Source organism: Nocardioides pini, from assembly GCF_026712185.1.
In the GTDB taxonomy this organism is placed as follows: Bacteria; Actinomycetota; Actinomycetes; order Propionibacteriales; family Nocardioidaceae; genus Nocardioides; species Nocardioides pini.
Window position 1 is genome coordinate 626,045 of sequence record NZ_JAPPUX010000003.1, and the last position, 18,149, is coordinate 644,193.

Genomic DNA, 18,149 nt, shown 5'->3' on the forward strand with positions numbered 1-18,149 from the left:
GGGCCCGGGCGCTGGTTGCTAGATCTCGTCGTCGACGTACGTCGGTCGCGCCACGCGCACGCCCGCGACGGTCAACGGCACCGACGTGAGGGCGAGCAGGACGAGGACGAGCGTCCAGTCGCCGGTCGCCTCGTGGGCCAGGCCGACGAGGAACGGTCCCACCGCGGCGAGCGCGTAGCCGACGGGCTGCACGAAACCGGAGAGCTGGGCGGTCACCGACGGGTGGCGGGTGCGGGCGGCGATGAGCGCGATCGCGGTCGGGAACGCGAGCCCGGAGTAGCCGAGCATCAGCGCCCAGGCCCACGGGGCGGTGGCCGGCGCGACCAGCAGGCCGGTGTAGCCGAGCGCGAGCATCACCCCGAACGACACCGCCATCGCTCGCAGGCCGCGGCCGCGGGCGATGACCGTCGGCAGGACCAGGGCGCCGACGATGCCCACGCTCGAGAGCAGCGCCTGGAGCGCGCCCGCGTGCGACGCGGAGATCCCCGCGTCGCGGTAGACCTGCGGGAGCCAGCCGAACTGGACGTAGGCGTGCATCGACTGCACGCCGAAGAGCACCGTCAGCGCCACCGCGGTGGGCGAGTGGACGATGCGGCCGCTGGGAGCGGCGTCCCCGCTGACCTGGTGCTCGGTGGGGGAGCGCCGCTCGTGGAGGGTCAGCCATCCCCAGAGGGGGAGCGCGACCACCGCCAGGACACCCCACATGCCGAGGCCGGCCCGCCACGACCCGGCTGCCTCGCTGACCGGCGCGGTCAGCATCGAGCTGAGGGTGGCACCCACGACGAGGCCGGTGCCGTAGACGGTCATCAGGGCGACGGTGTGCCCGTGTGCCTTGATCCACGCGGGCACGAGGACGTTGCCGACCGCCATCCCGGCCAGGCCGACCACGGTGAGGAGCAGGAAGAGCGGGACGTCACCCGTCGTGACGCGCAGGAGGAGGCCGAGCGCTGCCGCGGCGAGACCGATGGTGATGCCGGCGGTCATCCCGACCTTGCGGGCGAAGGCGACCGACACGGCCCCGACGAGGCCGAAGACCAGCCCGGGCAGGCCGGTCATCGCACCGGCCACCGCCGCACTCATGCCCAGCCCGGTCCGCAGCTCCTCGAGCACCGGACCGACCGACGACGCGCCGGGCCTCAGGTTGACGGAGACGGCGGCCACGGCGGTGAGGAGGACACCGAACGCGAGGCCGGTGGAGCGTGCGGCGCCGCGGGTGCGGGCGTCAGCGCGGGGCACGGGCACCGACCTTGGCGCCGACCCTGGCGCCGACCCTGGGCAGCACCAGGAACGCACCCAGGACCAGCGTCGCCACCACGACGAAGGAGGCCGCGGTGCCCTGTCCGCTGGCCTGGCGCAGCACCATCCCGCCGACGAGGGCGCCCAGCCACACGACGAGGCCCGACGTGACCGCGGCGGGAGGTCGCCTCGACACGGCCAGCGCCGCCCAGCCGAGCAGCGTTCCCGCGAGGAACGGCCACGCGGTCGTCCACCAGCCGGCCGGGGTGAGCGAGCCGTAGTGGCTGAGCCGCCCGATCGCCGCGAAGACGGCGACGAGCAGGAGGTCGACCGCGAGCCACATGCCGGTCAGCCTAGGCAGCACTACCCTCGGGCCATGACGGCGCCCACGACGGAGCTCAGGTCGGCGGTCCACTGGGGCGTGGCCCACGGCCTGCCGACGCTGTACCTGCGGCGCGCGGCCACCCGGGGCGACCTCCAGGCCCGCCTCATCCGGCTCGGGGCGACCGGCACCGACGGGGTCTTCGACCTGATCGAGGAGATCCGGTCGCAGGGCCCGCTCTACCGCTCGGGCATCGGCTACGTCACCACCAGTCACGCCGCCGTGCGCCACGTGCTCACCAGCGACGACTTCCGCACCGGGCTGCCGACCGCGCAGGGCGCGGTGGGCCGGGTCTCGCGCTGGGCCGCGCCCACGACCCTGCACCCCGTCGAGCCGCCGTCGCTGCTGGTGACCGAGCCGCCCGACCACACCCGCTACCGCAAGCTCGTCACGCGGGTCTTCACCATGCGGGCGGTGGAGCGGCTGCGGGAGCGGACCGAGGAGATCGCCTCCGACCTCCTCGACTCCCTCGAGGAGCAGGCGGCGGGGCCCGTCGACCTCGTCGAGACCTACTGCTCGGTGCTGCCCGTCACCGTCATCGCGGAGATCCTCGGGGTGCCCGAGCGGGACCGGGCAGAGGTCCTCGCGTTCGGCTCGGCGGCCGCCCCCAGCCTCGACCTCGGGCTCGGCTTCCGCCGCTACCGGTCCGTCGCACGCGCGCTCGCGCAGTTCGACACCTGGCTCGGCCGGCACCTCGAGACCCTCCGCCGGGAGCCCGGTGACGACCTCCTCAGCCAGCTCGTCACCGTCCGGGAGGAGGGTCGCGGGCTCGACGAGACCGAGCTCAAGGCCACGGCCGGGCTGGTCCTCGCCGCGGGCTTCGAGACCACGGTCAACCTCCTCGGCAACGGGATCGCGCTGCTCCACGACCACCCCGACGAGCGGGCCCGCGTCACCGCGGACCCGACCCTGTGGCCCAACGTGGTCGAGGAGGCGCTGCGCCTCGACCCGCCGGTGCTGCTCACCGGCCGGATGGCGGTCCGCGACGCCGAGGTCGGCGGCGAGCCGGTGCGCGGCGGGTCGATGGTCACCGCGATCCTCGGCGGCGCCAACCGCGACCCGGAGGTCTTCCCCGACCCGCTGCGCTTCGACGTCGCCCGGGCCAACGCGCGCGAGCACATCTCCTTCTCCGCCGGCCGGCACCACTGCCTGGGCGCCCAGCTGGCCCGGATGGAGGGCGAGGTCGGCCTCCGCGCGATCTGGGACCGGTTCCCCGACCTGCGGCTCGAGCCCGGCGCCCGTCGTCGCGAGACCCGGATCCTGCGCGGCTTCGAGACGCTCCCGGCCACGCTCCGCCCCTGAGCCGGGGCTGCGGGATAGGTTCCCCCGGTGCCGAACCGAGGAGCAGCGCGCCTGCTCGTGCTGCTGCTCGCCGCGACCGTGCTGTCGCTCGCCGCTCCGGCGTCGGCGCGGGAGTGGGTGCCACGCCCGGTGCTCAACGTCGACTTCCCCGACCCCGCCGTCGTGGCCGCGCCCGGCGGCCTGGTCGCCTACGCCACGGGCGACCTCGTGCCGCACGCGTGGTCGCGCGAGGCCGACGGGCCGTGGCGCCGCGGGCCGAGCCTGCTGACGCACAAACCGTCCTGGTCGCGCGAGGGCGGCGTGTGGGCGGTGGACGTGGCGCGGGTCGGCGGCCGCTGGCTGCTCTACTACGCCACCCCGGTGAAGGGGATGGGCGAGCACGGACGCTGCATCGGCGTCGCCCGCTCGCGCGCCGCGCGCGGGCCGTTCCGGCCGGTCGGCAGCGCCCCGCTCGTGTGCCCGTCCTACGCCGCGACGCCGACCGCGCAGGACCCGCTGCTGCCGCGCGACCCCACGCTCCCGCGCGCCGGGGTCATCGACCCGTCCTTCTTCCGCGACGCCGACGGGTCGGCGTACCTGCTCTACAAGACCGACCGGATCCCCTCCACCGTCCGCGCCGTCGCCCTGACCGGCGACGGCCAGTCGGTGCAGACCGGCGCGACCAGCGTGGAGCTGCTCCGCTCCGAGGGCGTCCTGGAGAACCCCGTGCTCACGCTGCGCCCGGAGGGCTACGTGCTGCTGGCCTCGGAGGGCGACTGGACGCGCTGCGGCTACCGGACGACCTGGCGGCGCTCGGCGAGCCTGCTCGACTGGACGGCGGCCGTCGGCGGGGTCTTCCTCGACACCACGACCACCGGCCTCTGCGGCCCCGGTGGCGCCGACCTGGTCGAGCGCGAGGACGGCGAGCTCACCGCGTTCCTGCACGGCTGGACCTGCCGCGAGACCGTGCTGCCGTGCACGGGCACCGGCAAGTGGGACCACAAGCCCGGCCAGCGCGGTCGGCGGGCGCTGTACGCCGCCGAGCTGGGGTGGCTCGACGGTGTGCCCCAGGTCACCCGCTGGCTCCGCGCCCGCTGACCGGGGCCGGACCTAGGCTCGGAGGATGGCCTCCGAGTGGGACACCCACACCTCCCTGACCGACGCCGGTGACGGCCTGTTCGGCGCCGAGCTCGACCCCGGCTGGGTGGTCGGCGGTGGCGTCAACGGCGGCTACCTCCTCGGTGTCATCGGCCGGGCGGTCGCCGAGACCGTGCCGGCGAAGCCCCACCCGCTCGCGGTCAGCGCCTACTACCTCTCCGCCTCGCGACCCGGGCCGGCGCAGGTGTCCACGCGGGTGCTCCGGGAGGGCGGCTCGGTCGCCACCGTGTCGGCCGAGCTCGGCCAGGAGGGCGCCACCCGCATCACCGCCCTGGCGACGTACGGCGACCTGCGGGCGATGCCGTCCGACGTGGGCACGACCGCCGTGCAGCCCACGCTCCCGCCGGTCGAGGAGTGCGTCCCGGCGTCCCTGGCTCCCGAGGACGTGCTCCGGTCGGCACCGCTGCTCGAACGCCTCGACCTGCGCTTCGACCCGGCCTGCGTCGGCTGGGCGATGGGTGCCCCGAGCGGCAACGGCCACATCCAGGCGTGGTTCCGGATGGCCGACGGCCACGACGTCGACCCGGTCGGCCTGCTGATGGTCTGCGACGCCCTCCCGCCGGTCACCTTCGACCTCGGCCGTCCCGGCTGGGCGCCGACGCTCGAGCTCACGGTGCACGTCCGGGCCGTCCCCGCCCCGGGGTGGCTGAAGGTCTCGCACCGCACCCGCAACGTCGCCGGCGGGATGTTCGAGGAGGACTGCGAGGTCTGGGACTCCACCGGTCGCCTCGTCGCGCAGAGCCGCCAGCTCGCGATGCAGCCGCGCGCCTGACCTCAGGCCGGATCCACCGGGCTCAGTCGAACCAGCGCCGGTCCATCGACAGGATCCAGCGGCGACGGGGGTGCTCGGTGAGGGACCAGATCCGGTCGGTCGAGGGCCAGTAGGTCAGGTCCTCCGGTCCCATCGGGAGCGCCCAGCGCCGCTCGCGCATCGAGCCGGGACGTCCGGCGAAGACGCTGCCCGGCATCCACGGTCCGTGGGACACCGTGACGTGGTAGCGACCCCCGGCCAGGACGGCCCCTTGCATCTGCCGCACGCCGCCCTCGTCGATCGCGAGCGGCCGGGAGAAGCCGTCGTCGCCGGTGGCGAGCTGCCACGTCGCGGGGTCGAGCTCGTAGCGGGCGAGCCGGGTCGTCGCGTCGGGGTCGAGGGCGTACTCGCCCGCGAGCAGGGCCGGAGGGTCCGAGCGGCGGTCGAGCGACATGAAGGAGTAGCGCAGCTTCTCGTGGCCCTCGTCGGCGAAGGCCTGGTAGGTGAAGCGCACCGGCAGGACGTAGCGGTGCCCGTAGGAGTAGAGCGACGTGCCCTCGATGCCGAACCGGTCCGGGTGGTCGTCGTCCCCGGCCACCCGCATGATGTCGTCGACCCGCGCGGTGACGAAGCCCCTGCTCGTGGCCGCGATGTGGAGGTAGGGGCCGGCCCAGACGATGCCCCCGGCGTGGATGCCCATCGGCCGCAGCGTGAGGTGGCCCGCCTCGTCGAACACGGGGGAGACCAGCAGCACGTGGCGGTACTTCCCGGAGTCGAGGTCGACGAACGTGACCCGCGACCCGCGCTTCACCCCGTCCCGGCCGGTGGAGTACCACGTGGTCACCACCACCCGGCGCCCGTCGACGTCCTCGGTGTCGGAGGAGTCGGCGCTGGTCGAGATGCCCTGGGGATACCACTGCTCGTCGCGCTCGTCGTAGTCGTCCCAGCGGTACGCCTCGCGCACCGCCCGCCCGAGCAGCCGGGGCACGACGCGCGCGCGCCGCACGTCGTACTTGAGGTCGTCGAGCAGCCCGTCGAGCCCCGTGGGCTCACCGAGCACCGCGGCGAGGGCCGCGATCTCGCGGACGTTCTCGTCGGTGCGCCGCAGCTGGACGCCGAGGACGTTCGGTGGCTCCGAGGCGGTGGTCATGCCTCGACAGTAGCCAGCGGCAGCCGTGGAGAATGACCCCCGTGAGGGCGATCTTCTTCGACGAGGACGACGCACGGGCCGTCGTGGCCCGGCTGCGCGCCGACGGCTTCGAGGCCGACGTCGAGCGCGAGCGGCTGGCCGGGGAGGACGACGACGAGGACCACCCGTGGGCGGTGCTGAGCGACGCCCCCGCGTTCATGCTCGAGGTCCTCGTGGACGCGCACGACGGCTGGCTCGACGAGGAGGAGGACGCCGGACGGGAGCGGGAACACGATGACCCGCCCGCGCCGTTGCACCTCCCGACCGCGCCGCGGCGCATCAAGCGACCCGACCTAGGCTGAGGACCCATGACCGACCACCGCATGCTGCTCGTCCACGCCCACCCCGACGACGAGTGCATCAACAACGGCGCCACCATGGCGCGCTACGTCGACCGGGGCGTCGGCGTCACCCTCGTGACCTGCACCGCCGGCGAGATGGGCGAGGTGCTCGTGCCGGAGCTCTCCCACCTCGCCTACGAGGAGAAGGGCGGGCTCGGGGAGCATCGCCGCGGCGAGCTGGACGAGGCGATGGCCGTCCTCGGCGTCACCGACCACCGCTTCCTCGGCGGCTTCGGCCGCTTCCACGACTCCGGCATGGCCTGGCACGAGGAGGGCCACGCGATCCCCGCCGAGGAGATCCCCGACAACGCCTTCTGGAACGCCGACCTCACCGAGGCGGCCGACGAGCTGGTCACGGTGATCCGCGAGGTGCGACCGCAGGTGCTCGTCACCTACGACCAGTTCGGCGGCTACGGCCACCCCGACCACATCCAGGCCCACCGGGTGGCGATGTACGCCGCCCAGCTCGCGGCCGTGCCGTCCTACCGGCTCGAGCTCGGTGAGCCCCACGACGTCGCCAAGATCTACTGGACGGCGATGAGCGAGTCGCGGATGCGGGAGAGCCTGCGCGAGCTCCGGGAGTCCGGCGACACCGAGACCTTCAAGGGCATGGACCCGGACGGCAAGCTGCCGCCCTTCGTCACCCCGGACGAGCTGATCAGCGCGCGGGTCGACGGCGCGGCGACGGTCCAGCGCAAGATGGACGCGCTCGCCAAGCACGCGACCCAGGTCGAGCAGGACGGCCACTTCTTCTCCGGCGCCGAGAGCGGCCACTCGTGGTGGTCCGACGAGTACTACCGCCTGGCGAAGGGGACCCCCGGCGCACCGGGCGCCGACGGGTTCGAGGAGGACCTGTTCGCGGGGCTGTGAGGGCTGCGCTCGGGCTGGCCGCCCTCGCCGTCGGGCTGGTGTCGGGCGCCGCAGGAACGCTCGTCCACCAACGCTGGTGGGGCCTCGCGCTGGCCCTCGCCGCCGCGCTGGCGGCGCTCGCCTGGCTGCCGCCCGGCGGCCCGCGGCTGGCGTTCGCCGTGGGCTGGTGCGTGCCGGTGCTGCGCGGTGCGCTGGAGCGTCCCGGCGGCGGGTTCCTGATCGGCGCGGACGCCGCCGGGTGGTCGTTCCTGGCTGGCTCCGCGGTGCTCCTGGTGGCCGCCCTGGTGACCGGCCTGGCGACCGCCCGAGCGGGTCGTCGTACGTCCGGTGGGACCGTGCCGGGACGCGCCGACGATCCCGGAGTTCGGGGCCTGCCCTCCTAGACTCGCCGCGTGCCGAAGAACCAGACCAGTGCCGCGCAGCCCCGCGAGAAGGCGGGCGCGAAGGTCGTGCTGTGGCTGCTCCTCGGTCTCGCGGTGCTGTTCGGCGGGACCTACGTCGCCGCGCACTACGTCGCCGGCGACAAGGTCCCCCGCAACACGACCGTCGCCGGTGTCCGCATCGGCGGGCACCCCCAGGACGAGGCCGCCGAGCGGCTCCGCGCCGGTCTCGCCGACCGCGTCGCGCGCGACATCGCGACGACCGTCGACGGCGAGCAGGTGGCCGTCGACCCCGCCCAGGCGGGCCTCTCGGTCGACTACGAGTCGTCCGTGGCCGAGGCCGGCGGCGAGGAGAGCTGGGACCCGGCCCGGCTCTGGGACTACTTCACCGGCGGCGAGGACCTCGAGGCCGAGGTCGAGGTCGACGAGACCGCCTACAACGCCTACCTCACCGGGCTCGACGAGCGGCACGGCGCCACGGCGCGCGACGGGGCGATCGCCTTCGCCGGAGCGCAGATCGAGACCACCGACGCCCGCACCGGCCGGGCGCTGGACCCCAGCGACACGCTGACGGCCCTCCGGGGCGCGTTCCTCGACGAGGACCCGTCGGTCGTCGCCCTCGAGACGACCGAGGTGCAGCCCGCCATCGACGCCTCCGACGTGCAGGAGGCCCTCGACGGCTTCGCGTCGCCCGCGGTCGCCGCGCCCGTGACGCTCACCTTCGAGGGCGCGGACGTCAAGGTGTTCCCGGCCGACTACACGGCGGCCCTCTCCCTGGTCCCGACCGACGGCGAGCTGGTGCCGACGCTCGACCCGGCGAAGCTGAACGAGGTCGTGGGCTCCAGGATCAGCCAGGGCGCACCGGTCGACGCCACCGTCGCGCTGGTCGGCGGCCGGCCGCAGGTCGTCCCGGCCAGGCCGGGCGTGACGTTCGACCCCGCCGAGCTCGAGGCCGGCTTCCTCGCTGCGGTCGCCAAGCCGCAGGGCGAGCGGACCCTCGCCCTCAGTGCCACGGTCGCCGAGCCCGACTTCACCACCAAGGAGGCCCGCGCGCTGCGGGTGCGTGAGCGGGTCTCGACCTTCACGACGTACTTCCCCTACGCCGAGTACCGCAACGTCAACATCGGTCGCGCCGCGGAGATCATCGACGGCACCCTGCTCAAGCCCGGCGAGACCTTCTCCCTCAACGACACCGTCGGCGAGCGCACCGAGGCCAACGGCTTCACCAAGGGCTACGTCATCAACGACGGCATCCTCGTGCAGGACCTCGGCGGGGGCGTCTCGCAGATGGCCACGACGCTGTTCAACGCGATGTTCTTCGCCGGGCTCGAGGACGTCGAGCACAAGCCGCACTCGTTCTACATCGACCGCTACCCGGTGGGCCGCGAGGCGACCGTCGCCTGGGGTGCCGTCGACCTGCGCTTCCGCAACGACACCCCCTACGGCGTGCTGATCGACACCTCGTTCACCGACTCCACCCCGTCGTCCTCGGGCGCGGTCACCGTGACCATGTACTCCACGAAGTACTGGGACATCACGACCACCACGGGCGAGCGCCACAACCTCACCCCGCACGAGACCCGACGCATCGACTCGCTGACGTGCCACGCCAACGAGGGCTTCGGCGGCTTCGACATCGACGTGGTGCGCTACTTCCGGCCGGTCGGCGAGAACACCCAGACGCGTGACGACGAGGTCTTCAGCACGACCTACATCCCCAGCGACACGGTGATCTGCACCAACCCCGACGCCGTCGACGAGTAGCAGCCCCTGGTCGAGTGCGCTCGCGGTAGTGGTCGCCACGGGGCCGCGCACTCGACACCGGGTCTACGGCGTCAGCCGGTTCAGGTCGCGCGGGAAGAGCGTGACCTCGCGGACGTTGGCCGCCCCGACGAGCCGGGCGACCCACCGCTCGAGCCCGATGGCGAACCCGCCGTGCGGCGGCATCCCGTGCCGGAACGCCTGCAGGTAGGCGTCGTACGTCGCCGGGTCCTCGCCGCGCGCGCGGATCGCCCGCTCGTAGTCCGACGCGCGGTGCAGCCGCTGGCCGCCCGTGACCAGCTCGAGGCCGCGGAAGAGCAGGTCGAAGCTGTTGGAGGCGGTGGTCGACGGCGCCGCGGACCGGTTCCCGGTCCACGGGTGGGTGTAGAACGGCCGCTTCGCCATCGGGTAGCCCTCGACCGCCAGGAAGTCGCTGCCGTGCTCGGCGAGCGCCCACGCCCCGAGCGCACGCTCGTGCTCGGGCGCGAGGTCCGGCTCGTCCGCCGGCGCCCCGACGAGCGCCAGCGCGTCGGCGAACCGGATCACCGGGACCTCGTCGGGAACGACCGGCGGCAGCGCGCCGGTGCGGGACACCGCGGCCTCCTCCGCCCTGACCGCGTCGACCATGCCGCTCAGCACGTCGCGCAGCACGGCGAGCACGTCGCGGTGGTCGCCGATGAAGCCGAGCTCGACGTCGAGCGAGCGGTACTCCGCCAGGTGGCGCACGGTGTCGTGCGGCTCTGCGCGGAACACCGGGCCGACCTCGTAGACGCGCTCGAAGACCCCGACGAGCTGCTGCTTGTAGAACTGCGGGCTCTGCGCGAGGTAGGCCTCCCGCCCGAACCAGTCGACGGGGAACACGTTGGCCCCCGACTCCGTCGCCGTACCGACGATCTTCGGGGTGGTCACCTCGGTGAAGCCGAGGGCGTCGAGGCTCGCGCGGAAGCCGCGGAGCGAGGCGGCCGCGAGCTCCCACCGGGCACGCTGGGCCGGGTGGCGCCACAGCACGGGGGCGTGGTCGAGGAGCGTCGGCAACGAGACGTCGAGGCCCGGTCGCCACAGCTCGGCCGGCGGTGTGGCGGCCGGCTCGGTGAGGAGCTCGACGAGCGCGTCGGTGACCTCGACGCCACCGGGCGCCTGGGCGTTGGCCGCGGCGGTGCCGGTGACCCGCACCACGGTCTCCTCCGGCGGTACGGCGGCGCCGGCGGGCAGGACGACCTGCGCCAGGCCGCTGCGGTCGCGCACGACCAGGAAGGTGACGCGCGCGAGCTGGCGGCGGCGCTGCACCCACCCCTCGAGGACGACCTCCTCACCGGGCGTGGACGCGGGCAGGTCGTGGCAGAGCGTTCTCATGGATCCTCCTAGTCAGGTTCCTCGGGCGCTGGGTGTTCTCGAGCGAGCTCGAGAGGCCCCAGTCGTCAAGGGGCCCGTGGAGGTGTGGGCGGGGGCAAGGTCGCGGTGCCACCACACCTTCGCCGGCGGTCCCGCTGGGTGCCGGCCTCTCGTCGGTGACGCCGAACGCGCGGACGGCCGCTGCTCTGCCGGCGTGCAGGAGGTTCGTCAGGCCCCACGGTCGTCGTGCTCATGATCGCCGACCCCGGGGGCACGCCTCAACCGATATTCGGTCCTAGGCTCGCGCCATGCTGCTGCACCTCCGCCTGACCGTGCCGCGCGACGTCTCCGACGCCGTCGTCGAGCTGCTGCGCCACGACGACCGGTCGGCCAACCTCACCCTGAGCCGCGGTGCGTCACTCTCCCCGGAAGGGGACCTCGTGGAGTGCGACGTCGCCCGGGAGCTGGCCGGCGAGGTGATCGGCCGCCTCAAGGCGCTCGGCCTGCACGAGTCCGGGGGCATCGTGGTCACGACGCCCACCAGCACGCCGTTCGCCGCCGCCCGACGTCTCGAGCGGGTGGCGCCCGGTGACCCCGACGACGCGGTCATCTGGGACTCGGTCATCGAGAACTGCTGGGCCGCGAGCCGGCCGACCGTGTCCTACTACCTGTTCTTCGTCCTGGCCAGCCTGCTGGCGGCCATCGCCGTCATCACCGACTCCTCGGTCCTGGTCATCGGGGCCATGGTCGTCGGCCCGGAGTTCGGCACCGTGGCGGCCGTCGCCACCGGGCTCGTGTTCGCGCGGCACCGGCTCACGGGTCGGGCGCTGCGGCTGCTGCTGAGCGGCGTCGTGGTGTCGGTGGTCGTGGTCGCGCTGCTGAGCCTGCTCGGCGGCCTCACGGGGCTGATCACCCCCGAGATGGTCACCCGTCCGCGCCCGCAGACCGGCTTCATCTGGCACCCCGACAGCTGGTCCTTCATCGTCGCCCTCATCGCTGGCGCGGCCGGCGTGCTGGCCATGACGACCGCGCGCGCCAACGCGATGGTCGGGGTCTTCATCTCCGTCACGACCATCCCGGCCGTCGGGAACCTCGGGCTGGCCATCGGGGTGTGGACGCCGTCGGAGATCGGCGGGTCCGCGGCCCAGCTCGCGGTCAACATCAGCGGCATGGTCCTCGCCGGGGTGGTCGTCCTGGTCCTCCAACGGCTGCTCTGGGTCCGTACGCTGCGCGCGGCCGACCGCCTCTTCGCCCGCGGTGGCCCGCGGCCCTCGGACGGCGGTGGCGGGGAGGTCAGCGCCGAGCGGCGGCGCGCGCCGTGAGCCCGAGCACGGCCACGGCCGCGATCGCGGCGACGACCCCCACGAGGGTGGAGGCCGGCTCGTCGGTGAGCCGCCCGACCGCGATCCAGGCCAGTCCCCACGCCGCGGCCGCGGCGAAGGCCCACCGCGGCCCGGTCCGGGCCACGACCACCGCCGCGACCACGACGACCACGGCGATGACGAGCGCCGCGACGAGCTCGCCCACGAGCGTGTAGGTCTCGACGCCCTCGGCGACCAGGGTGGCGGTGACGTTGGCGCACGTCGCCACCGCCACCCAGCCCAGGTAGAGGCCGAACGTTCCGTCCACCACGACGCGTTGCACGAGCGAGGGCGCGGGTCCGAGGTCGGCCAGGCGCTGGACGAGCACACCGAGGACGACGACCAGCGCGAGGATCACGACGACGGACGCCCACAGCCAGCCCTGCTGGGTGACCAGCAGCCAGCCGGCGTTGAGGACCATGGAGGCGGCGGCGAGCCACCCGGTGCTCCGGGCGCGCGGGTCCGTGGTCGACGCGGGCAGCCACTGCCACAGCGTGTAGGCGGCCAGGCCGGCGTACACCACCGACCAGATCGAGAAGGCCGGCCCGAGCGGTGCGAGCAGGGTGGCGTCGGCCGCGAGCGCGCCGCCGGAGCTCTCCTCGACGCGGGTGCCGATCACGCCCACGCCGACGAGCGTGCCGACGATGCAGAACACCTCAGCGAGGGTGACGCCGACCTGCCGGCCGCGGTCGGCTGCGGTGGGCGCGGGTGCGGTGGTGCGCTGCACGGTGGTCATGTCCCCATCCAACACGGCGGCGGGTGGGGCGGGCGAGGCTACGAGGCGACGAGGTAGCGGTTGGTGTGGTGGGTGACGAAGCCGTGCCGCTCGTAGAGCGCGACGGCGCCCTCGTTGTCGGTCTCCACGTGCAGCAGTGCGGTGGTCGCGCCGAGCGACGCACCCCAGTCGAGGAGCTCGGCCATGAGGGCGGTGGCCAGCCCGCGGCGGCGCTCGGCCGGGTCCACGACGAGCGACTCGAGGAGCAGCCAGTCGCCGGACAGCACACCGCGCCCGGTCGCGAGGCCGGCGCCCAGCGACACCGTCGCCGACCCCTGCCGCTCGTCGAGGGCGGCGGGGACGTCGGCCGCGGCCGCCCGCACCGAGCGCAGCGCGCGGGCGACGGACGCGAGCTGGGCGTGCGCGTCGCCCGAGCCCATCGGGGCGAAGCCCAGCGGCGCCAGGGTGTGCTCGACGTCCGACCCCCGCTGCACCTGGACGAGCGGGGCCTGGTCGCGGGCCTCGTAGAAGCGGCGTACGCCGAAGGCCGCGTCGGCCCAGCCGATGCCGGGCTCGTGCATGGCGAGCGCCGAGTTGCCGCGGCGTCGCAGGCGACCACCGTGCGGGGGAGAGGCCCGCAGCAGCCAGCGACCGAGGGGCTCGGTGGTGACCGAGTCCCAGAGGGCCGCGACGTGCTCCTCCACCTCCTGGGGCGACACCCGCGACCGCACCGACGCGCGCGGTGGCACGGGCTTGCCGGTCACGAGGTCGGCGAGGGCGATGACGACGGGGCCGGCCTGGCCGGGCGGTCCGTCGCGGTCGATGGTGAGCGAGTCCGCGCCCCACGCCGTACAGGTGCCGAGCACGTCGGTCGCGCGCCCGTCGGGCAGCAGGTGGCGTACGACGACGCGCTGGCCCACGACGTGGGGGCCGAGGCGGTGGCGGCCCGCCCGCGTCTCGTCCGTCTCGCCGGGGTGGGGTTCTGGCGTGTCGGGCACCCGCCGGATACTAGAGTGGGAGGTCTGCAGGACCCGATCCGACCACCCCGCTCACAGCCGCCTTCAGGAGGACCTGGTGACCTACGTCATCGCCCAGCCGTGCGTCGACCTCAAGGACCGCGCGTGCGTCGACGAGTGCCCCGTCGACTGCATCTACGAGGGGAAGCGGATGCTCTACATCCACCCTGACGAGTGCGTCGACTGCGGTGCCTGCGAGCCGGTCTGCCCGGTCGAGGCGATCTTCTACGAGGACGACACCCCGGAGGAGTGGAAGGGCTACTACGACGCCAACGTCCACTTCTTCGACGACCTCGGCTCGCCCGGCGGCGCGGCCAAGATGGGCGTCATCGACAAGGACCACGAGCTCGTCGCCGCGCTGCCCCCGCAGGAGCACGACGAGTGACCGACCTTCCGCTGGTCGAGGAGGTCGCCCAGCGACCCCCACGAGACCACCGGAAGGTCTCGCAGCGGCTCCCGGACTTCCCCTGGGACAAGCTGACGACGTACGCCGCAACGGCGCGCGCCCACCCCGACGGGGTCTGTGACCTCTCGGTCGGCACGCCCGTCGACCCCACCCCTGCGGTCGTCCAGGACGCGCTGCGGGCGGCGGCCGACGCGCCGGGCTACCCCACGACGATCGGTCTCGAGGCGACGCGGCAGGCGGCGATCGACTGGCTGGCGCGCCGCCACGGCGTGACCGGCCTGGGGCTCGACGGCGTGCTGCCGGTGACCGGCTCCAAGGAGCTGATCGGGTCGATGGCGCTCCACCTGGGCATCGGCCCCGGCGACCTCGTCGGCTACCCGGCGCTCGCCTACCCGACCTACGAGGTCGGCGCGGCGCTCGCCGGTGCCGACAGCCTGGCGACCGACTCCCTCACCGCGTTCGGGCCCCGCACCCCGCGCCTGCTGTGGCTCAACAGCCCCGCCAACCCGACCGGCCGCGTCCTGCCGCTGGCCCACCTCCGCAAGGTGGTCGAGTGGTGTCGCGAGCGCGGCACGGTCCTCGTCTCCGACGAGTGCTACATCGAGTGCGCGTGGTCCGACGACCCCGCCGAGCGCCCGCTGTCGATCCTCGACCCGCAGGTCAGCGGCGGCTCCCTCGACGGCATCCTCGCCGTCCACTCGCTGTCCAAGCGGTCCAACCTCGCCGGCTACCGCTGCGCGTTCCTGGCCGGTGACCCGGCGCTCGTCGGCGAGCTGCTCGCGGTCCGGAAGAACCTCGGCCTCCAGATGCCCGGCCCGCAGCAGCGCGCGATGATCGCCGCCCTCGACGACGACGCCCACGTGGACGTGCAGCGCGCGACCTACGCCGCGCGCCGCCTGCTCCTGAAGGGCGCCCTGGAGACCGCCGGCTTCCGCATCGACCACTCCGAGGCCTCTCTCTACCTCTGGGCGACCCGGGGCGAGGACTGCTGGCAGACCGTCGCCGCGCTCGCCGAGCAGGGGATCCTGGTGGCGCCGGGCGAGTTCTACGGTCCGGCCGGGCGCGAGCACGTACGCGTCGCCTTCACCGCGACCGACGAGCGGGTCGCCGCGGCCGCCCGCCGTCTGACCCCGTGAGGTCCGACTTGTTGGGGTAGTCCGTCACCTGGAGGGGGTTGTGAAGGCCTCCAGGTGACGGACTCCCCGCTCGAGCGGGGACTCCGACCGCCGGCAGGAACCGTCAGTCGAAGACGTCCACGTGGACGTGGTCGCGGTGCTCGAGGATCGCCCGGTCCCCGCGGGAGGACGACGGGACGCGGTAGTCGCCCCACCCGTCACCGGACCACGAGCCGGCGCGCCAGATGCGGTCGTCGAAGATCACGGTCTTGACGTCGAGCCGGTCGGCGTTGGCCACGAGGTAGGACGCCATCGCCCAGCCGCGCTTCTTGTTCTCGTCGGTGATCGGCCGGAAGAACACGTCGATCGCGCGCCCCTCGTAGTGGGCCGAGCCCTCCATGTGTCCGCTCGAGACGCCGCCGGGCTCGAACCCGCCGAGCGACAGCGCGCCGAAGCGCTCCTCGAGGTCACGGCGTACGACGGCCGCGCGCGAGACGAGGCCGGTCTCGTCGATCGCGTCGTCCGCCTCGTCGGCATCGCCCGGGACGTCGCACCAGAGGGCGGCACGCGAGTTGCCGGTGAGCGCGGAGGCGAGCGCGCGGCCGTCCTTCTCGTGGTCGGCGTAGGCGCCGGGGTAGCCCGAGCGCTGCACCTCCTGCGCGGCCACGGTGATCTCCATGCTGTCGTAGCCGTCGACCTTCTGCAGCGCGTCGTAGAAGGCGTTGGTGGCGAAGACCGGGTCGGTCAGCTGCTCCACGGTGCCCCAGCCCTGGGAGGGCCGCTGCTGGAACAGGCCGACGGAGTCCCGGTCGCCGTAGTCGATGTTGTAGAGCTTGGACTCCTGGTACGCCGTCGCGAGGGCGATGCTGGCCGCCCGTGCGGGCATCCCGCGCTCGATGGAGACGGCCGTGATGAGGGCGGCGTTCTCGGCCTGCTCCAGGTCGATCTCGACGGTGTGGCCGTCGACCTCGGCGGTGCAGCCGCTGGTGTCGAGGATGGGCGGGACGGCGCCCCGGTCCACGAGCACCACGGCGGTCGCCACGGCCCCGAGCGCGACCACCGCGCCGATGGTGGCCGTGCGGAGGGAGGGCATGGAGGTCCTAGTTGGCGTGGAGTGCCGCGTTGAGGGCGATCCCGTCGCCCTTCCACGGCACCGCCTCGATGGCGCCGCTGACCGAGTTGCGGCGGAACAGGATGTTGTCGACGCCCGAGAGGGTGGCGGCCTTCACGACCGCCGGCTTGCCGTCCATGTCGGTGACGGTCACCTTGGTGCCGGCGGTGACGTAGCAGCCGGCCTCCACGACGCAGTCGTCACCGAGCGAGATGCCGATGCCGGCGTTGGCGCCCAGCAGGCAGCGCTCGCCGACCGAGATGGTCTCCTTGCCGCCGCCGGACAGGGTGCCCATGATCGACGAGCCACCACCGACGTCGGTGCCGTCGCCCACGACGACGCCTGCCGAGATGCGGCCCTCGACCATCGACGCGCCGAGCGTGCCGGCGTTGAAGTTCACGAAGCCCTCGTGCATCACGGTGGTGCCCTCGGCCAGGTGGGCGCCGAGGCGGACCCGGTCGGCGTCGGCGATGCGCACGCCGGTGGGCAGGACGTAGTCGGTCATCCGCGGGAACTTGTCGACGCCGAAGACCTGCACGACGTGACCGGGCACGACGGTGCGGAGCTTGGCGCGCACCTGCTCGAAGCCGTCCACCGCGCACGGTCCGGCGGAGGTCCACACCACGTTGGCGAGCAGGCCGAAGATGCCGTCGAGGTTCACGCCGTGCGGCTTCACGAGGCGGTGGGAGAGCAGGTGGAGCCGCAGCCAGACGTCCTCGGTCGAGGCAGGCGCGGCGTCGAGGTCGTCGATCTCGACCAGGCGCAGCACGCGGGTGACGCCGCGCAGGTCGTCCTCGCCGCCGTCGAGGTGGGCGAGCTCCTCCGACGGGCCGCCCTCGGTCGCACCGAGGACGGGGGAGGGGAACCAGGCGTCGAGCACGGTGTCGCCGTGCAGGGTCAGCAGGCCGTAGCCGGAGGCAGCAGTCACCCGCACAGCGTACGGAAGTCGCCCCACCGGAGCGGGTGCCGGCCTACTGCCCGGCGCGGCCGTCGATGCACTCCCGCACGAGGTCGGCGTGCCCGCAGTGGCGGGCGTACTCCTCGATCATGTGGACCACGATGTCGCGCACCTCGCTGGGCTCGCCGTGCACGTCGACGACGGCGTCGAGGTCGGTGCGCTCGAGCACGTCGCGGGCGTAGGCGATCTCGGACTGCCAGAGCGCGTGGCTGGCGCGCACCAGGTCGTCGTCGGCGGCGGGGAAGTTGAAGCCGGCGTCCTCGTCCTCGCCCGAGAAGAGGCGGGGGATGTCCATGCGCCCCTCGATCACCCGGCGGAACCAGCTCTGCTCGACCCGCGCCATGTGCCGCACCAGGCCGAGCAGCGAGATGTTGGACGGCGGGACCGCCTTGGTCGCCAGCTGCTCCGCGGTCAGGTCGTCGCACTTGAGCGCGAGCGTCTGCCGGTAGTGCTCGAGGTAGCCCACGAGGCACGCGCGCTCGCCCCGCGTCGGCCCCACCTGCATCCGCGGGTCCTGGTCGGTCGGGAGCCACATGCCGTCGTATCCGGGGTTCGCCATGGGGCAACCCAACCTCACCACCGTCGGGCGGACCAAACGGTTTGCGCGGGCTTTCACGCGCGCACGGTGTCGCGGGAGCCCCGGCCCGTTCGGTCCGTACGACGTGCACGCCCGAATCCGATTGGCGGGCGCGCGAGCCCGAGCCGTACGATCGGGTCAGGCGTCTGAGCCGTCATCAGCGGCGAGCCTCGGGAAGAACGGGTACGGCGATCCGGCCGCGGCCCCAC

Annotated in this window: 19 protein-coding genes; 10 read left to right on the forward strand and 9 right to left on the reverse strand. The window is 73.8% G+C overall.

The annotated features are described in order from the left end of the window. Window positions 1-18: 18 nt before the first annotated feature. Complete coding sequence (locus tag NYO98_RS12745; protein WP_268112107.1) at window positions 19-1,236, reverse strand: MFS transporter; 1,218 nt, start codon at window positions 1,234-1,236, stop codon at window positions 19-21. Further along, entirely contained in the window at window positions 1,223-1,579 is a 357-nt protein-coding gene (locus NYO98_RS12750; protein WP_268112108.1) for a DUF3054 domain-containing protein, read from the reverse strand. The genes NYO98_RS12745 and NYO98_RS12750 overlap by 14 nt, the downstream gene beginning before the upstream one ends. A 33-nt stretch (window positions 1,580-1,612) precedes the next feature. Between NYO98_RS12750 and NYO98_RS12755 the strand changes: the two genes are divergently transcribed. The 3 genes from NYO98_RS12755 to NYO98_RS12765 are packed head-to-tail and all read left to right on the forward strand — an operon-like array spanning window position 1,613 to window position 4,829. Then, on the forward strand, window positions 1,613-2,920 hold the full coding sequence (locus NYO98_RS12755; protein ID WP_268112109.1) for a cytochrome P450: 1,308 nt from the start codon (window positions 1,613-1,615) through the stop codon (window positions 2,918-2,920). Between the two features lie 27 nt (window positions 2,921-2,947). Beyond that, window positions 2,948-3,997, forward strand: coding sequence for a family 43 glycosylhydrolase (locus tag NYO98_RS12760; RefSeq protein WP_268112110.1), 1,050 nt, complete (start codon window positions 2,948-2,950; stop codon window positions 3,995-3,997). 25 nt (window positions 3,998-4,022) lie between these two features. After that, a complete protein-coding gene (locus NYO98_RS12765; protein ID WP_268112111.1) occupies window positions 4,023-4,829 on the forward strand; it encodes a thioesterase family protein in 807 nt (268 codons plus the stop codon). 22 nt (window positions 4,830-4,851) lie between these two features. Here the strand turns inward: NYO98_RS12765 and NYO98_RS12770 are convergent, their stop codons facing one another. Further along, window positions 4,852-5,958 (reverse strand): hypothetical protein, encoded by a 1,107-nt coding sequence (locus NYO98_RS12770; RefSeq protein ID WP_268112112.1) that lies wholly within the window; start codon window positions 5,956-5,958, stop codon window positions 4,852-4,854. Between the two features lie 41 nt (window positions 5,959-5,999). Here NYO98_RS12770 and NYO98_RS12775 point away from each other — a divergent pair, with 41 nt between their 5' ends. From NYO98_RS12775 to NYO98_RS12790, 4 genes are read left to right on the forward strand one after another with little or no spacing between them, the layout of a single operon-like run. Further along, window positions 6,000-6,299 carry a hypothetical protein gene (locus tag NYO98_RS12775; RefSeq protein WP_268112113.1) on the forward strand — a complete coding sequence of 100 codons (300 nt, stop codon included), beginning with the start codon at window positions 6,000-6,002 and terminating at the stop codon, window positions 6,297-6,299. A gap of 6 nt (window positions 6,300-6,305) precedes the next feature. Continuing rightward, on the forward strand, window positions 6,306-7,208 hold the full coding sequence (gene mshB / locus NYO98_RS12780) for an N-acetyl-1-D-myo-inositol-2-amino-2-deoxy-alpha-D-glucopyranoside deacetylase (RefSeq protein WP_268112114.1): 903 nt from the start codon (window positions 6,306-6,308) through the stop codon (window positions 7,206-7,208). Further along, window positions 7,205-7,591 (forward strand): hypothetical protein, encoded by a 387-nt coding sequence (locus tag NYO98_RS12785; RefSeq protein WP_268112115.1) that lies wholly within the window; start codon window positions 7,205-7,207, stop codon window positions 7,589-7,591. Before mshB ends, NYO98_RS12785 begins: the two co-directional genes overlap by 4 nt. Before the next feature lie 9 nt (window positions 7,592-7,600). Next, on the forward strand, window positions 7,601-9,352 hold the full coding sequence (locus tag NYO98_RS12790) for a VanW family protein (RefSeq protein WP_268112116.1): 1,752 nt from the start codon (window positions 7,601-7,603) through the stop codon (window positions 9,350-9,352). 63 nt (window positions 9,353-9,415) lie between these two features. On the opposite strand, the gene aspS is transcribed toward NYO98_RS12790, so the two are convergent. Then, window positions 9,416-10,702: an aspartate--tRNA(Asn) ligase gene (aspS, locus tag NYO98_RS12795; RefSeq protein ID WP_268112117.1), complete on the reverse strand. Its 1,287-nt coding sequence runs from the start codon at window positions 10,700-10,702 to the stop codon at window positions 9,416-9,418. A gap of 287 nt (window positions 10,703-10,989) precedes the next feature. On the opposite strand from aspS, the gene NYO98_RS12800 reads away from it, so the two are divergent. Further along, window positions 10,990-12,003, forward strand: coding sequence for a DUF389 domain-containing protein (locus NYO98_RS12800; protein ID WP_268112118.1), 1,014 nt, complete (start codon window positions 10,990-10,992; stop codon window positions 12,001-12,003). On the opposite strand, the gene NYO98_RS12805 is transcribed toward NYO98_RS12800, so the two are convergent. Then, window positions 11,975-12,778: a hypothetical protein gene (locus NYO98_RS12805; RefSeq protein ID WP_268112119.1), complete on the reverse strand. Its 804-nt coding sequence runs from the start codon at window positions 12,776-12,778 to the stop codon at window positions 11,975-11,977. The genes NYO98_RS12800 and NYO98_RS12805 overlap by 29 nt on opposite strands. A gap of 38 nt (window positions 12,779-12,816) precedes the next feature. Continuing rightward, window positions 12,817-13,755, reverse strand: coding sequence for a GNAT family N-acetyltransferase (locus tag NYO98_RS12810; protein ID WP_268112120.1), 939 nt, complete (start codon window positions 13,753-13,755; stop codon window positions 12,817-12,819). Window positions 13,756-13,831: 76 nt separating this feature from the next. Between NYO98_RS12810 and fdxA the strand changes: the two genes are divergently transcribed. Both fdxA and dapC read left to right on the forward strand, forming a co-directional pair. Continuing rightward, complete coding sequence (gene fdxA / locus NYO98_RS12815) at window positions 13,832-14,158, forward strand: ferredoxin (RefSeq protein WP_056604759.1); 327 nt, start codon at window positions 13,832-13,834, stop codon at window positions 14,156-14,158. Next, a complete protein-coding gene (gene dapC, locus NYO98_RS12820; RefSeq protein ID WP_326494437.1) occupies window positions 14,155-15,315 on the forward strand; it encodes a succinyldiaminopimelate transaminase in 1,161 nt (386 codons plus the stop codon). Before fdxA ends, dapC begins: the two co-directional genes overlap by 4 nt. 103 nt (window positions 15,316-15,418) lie before the next feature. On the opposite strand, the gene NYO98_RS12825 is transcribed toward dapC, so the two are convergent. Genes NYO98_RS12825 through NYO98_RS12835 form a run of 3 tightly spaced genes read right to left on the reverse strand, consistent with a single transcriptional unit; the run spans window position 15,419 to window position 17,922 of the window. Next, window positions 15,419-16,387 (reverse strand): hypothetical protein, encoded by a 969-nt coding sequence (locus tag NYO98_RS12825; RefSeq protein WP_268112121.1) that lies wholly within the window; start codon window positions 16,385-16,387, stop codon window positions 15,419-15,421. 7 nt (window positions 16,388-16,394) lie between these two features. Further along, window positions 16,395-17,333, reverse strand: coding sequence for a 2,3,4,5-tetrahydropyridine-2,6-dicarboxylate N-succinyltransferase (gene dapD / locus NYO98_RS12830; RefSeq protein WP_268112122.1), 939 nt, complete (start codon window positions 17,331-17,333; stop codon window positions 16,395-16,397). Window positions 17,334-17,376: 43 nt separating this feature from the next. Beyond that, the gene (locus NYO98_RS12835; protein ID WP_268112123.1) at window positions 17,377-17,922 is read right to left on the reverse strand and encodes a DinB family protein; all 546 of its coding nucleotides are present in this window, start codon (window positions 17,920-17,922) and stop codon (window positions 17,377-17,379) included. Window positions 17,923-18,149: the final 227 nt, after the last annotated feature.

Coding starts and splice junctions, on each gene's coding strand:
- mshB (WP_268112114.1), top strand. CDS start 6,306: ATGACCGACCACCGCATGCTGCTCGTCCACGCCCACCCCGACGACGAG.
- aspS (WP_268112117.1), bottom strand. CDS start 10,702: ATGAGAACGCTCTGCCACGACCTGCCCGCGTCCACGCCCGGTGAGGAG.
- NYO98_RS12755 (WP_268112109.1), top strand. CDS start 1,613: ATGACGGCGCCCACGACGGAGCTCAGGTCGGCGGTCCACTGGGGCGTG.
- NYO98_RS12770 (WP_268112112.1), bottom strand. CDS start 5,958: ATGACCACCGCCTCGGAGCCACCGAACGTCCTCGGCGTCCAGCTGCGG.
- NYO98_RS12765 (WP_268112111.1), top strand. CDS start 4,023: ATGGCCTCCGAGTGGGACACCCACACCTCCCTGACCGACGCCGGTGAC.
- NYO98_RS12800 (WP_268112118.1), top strand. CDS start 10,990: ATGCTGCTGCACCTCCGCCTGACCGTGCCGCGCGACGTCTCCGACGCC.
- NYO98_RS12750 (WP_268112108.1), bottom strand. CDS start 1,579: ATGTGGCTCGCGGTCGACCTCCTGCTCGTCGCCGTCTTCGCGGCGATC.
- NYO98_RS12805 (WP_268112119.1), bottom strand. CDS start 12,778: ATGACCACCGTGCAGCGCACCACCGCACCCGCGCCCACCGCAGCCGAC.
- NYO98_RS12835 (WP_268112123.1), bottom strand. CDS start 17,922: ATGGCGAACCCCGGATACGACGGCATGTGGCTCCCGACCGACCAGGAC.
- NYO98_RS12825 (WP_268112121.1), bottom strand. CDS start 16,387: ATGCCCTCCCTCCGCACGGCCACCATCGGCGCGGTGGTCGCGCTCGGG.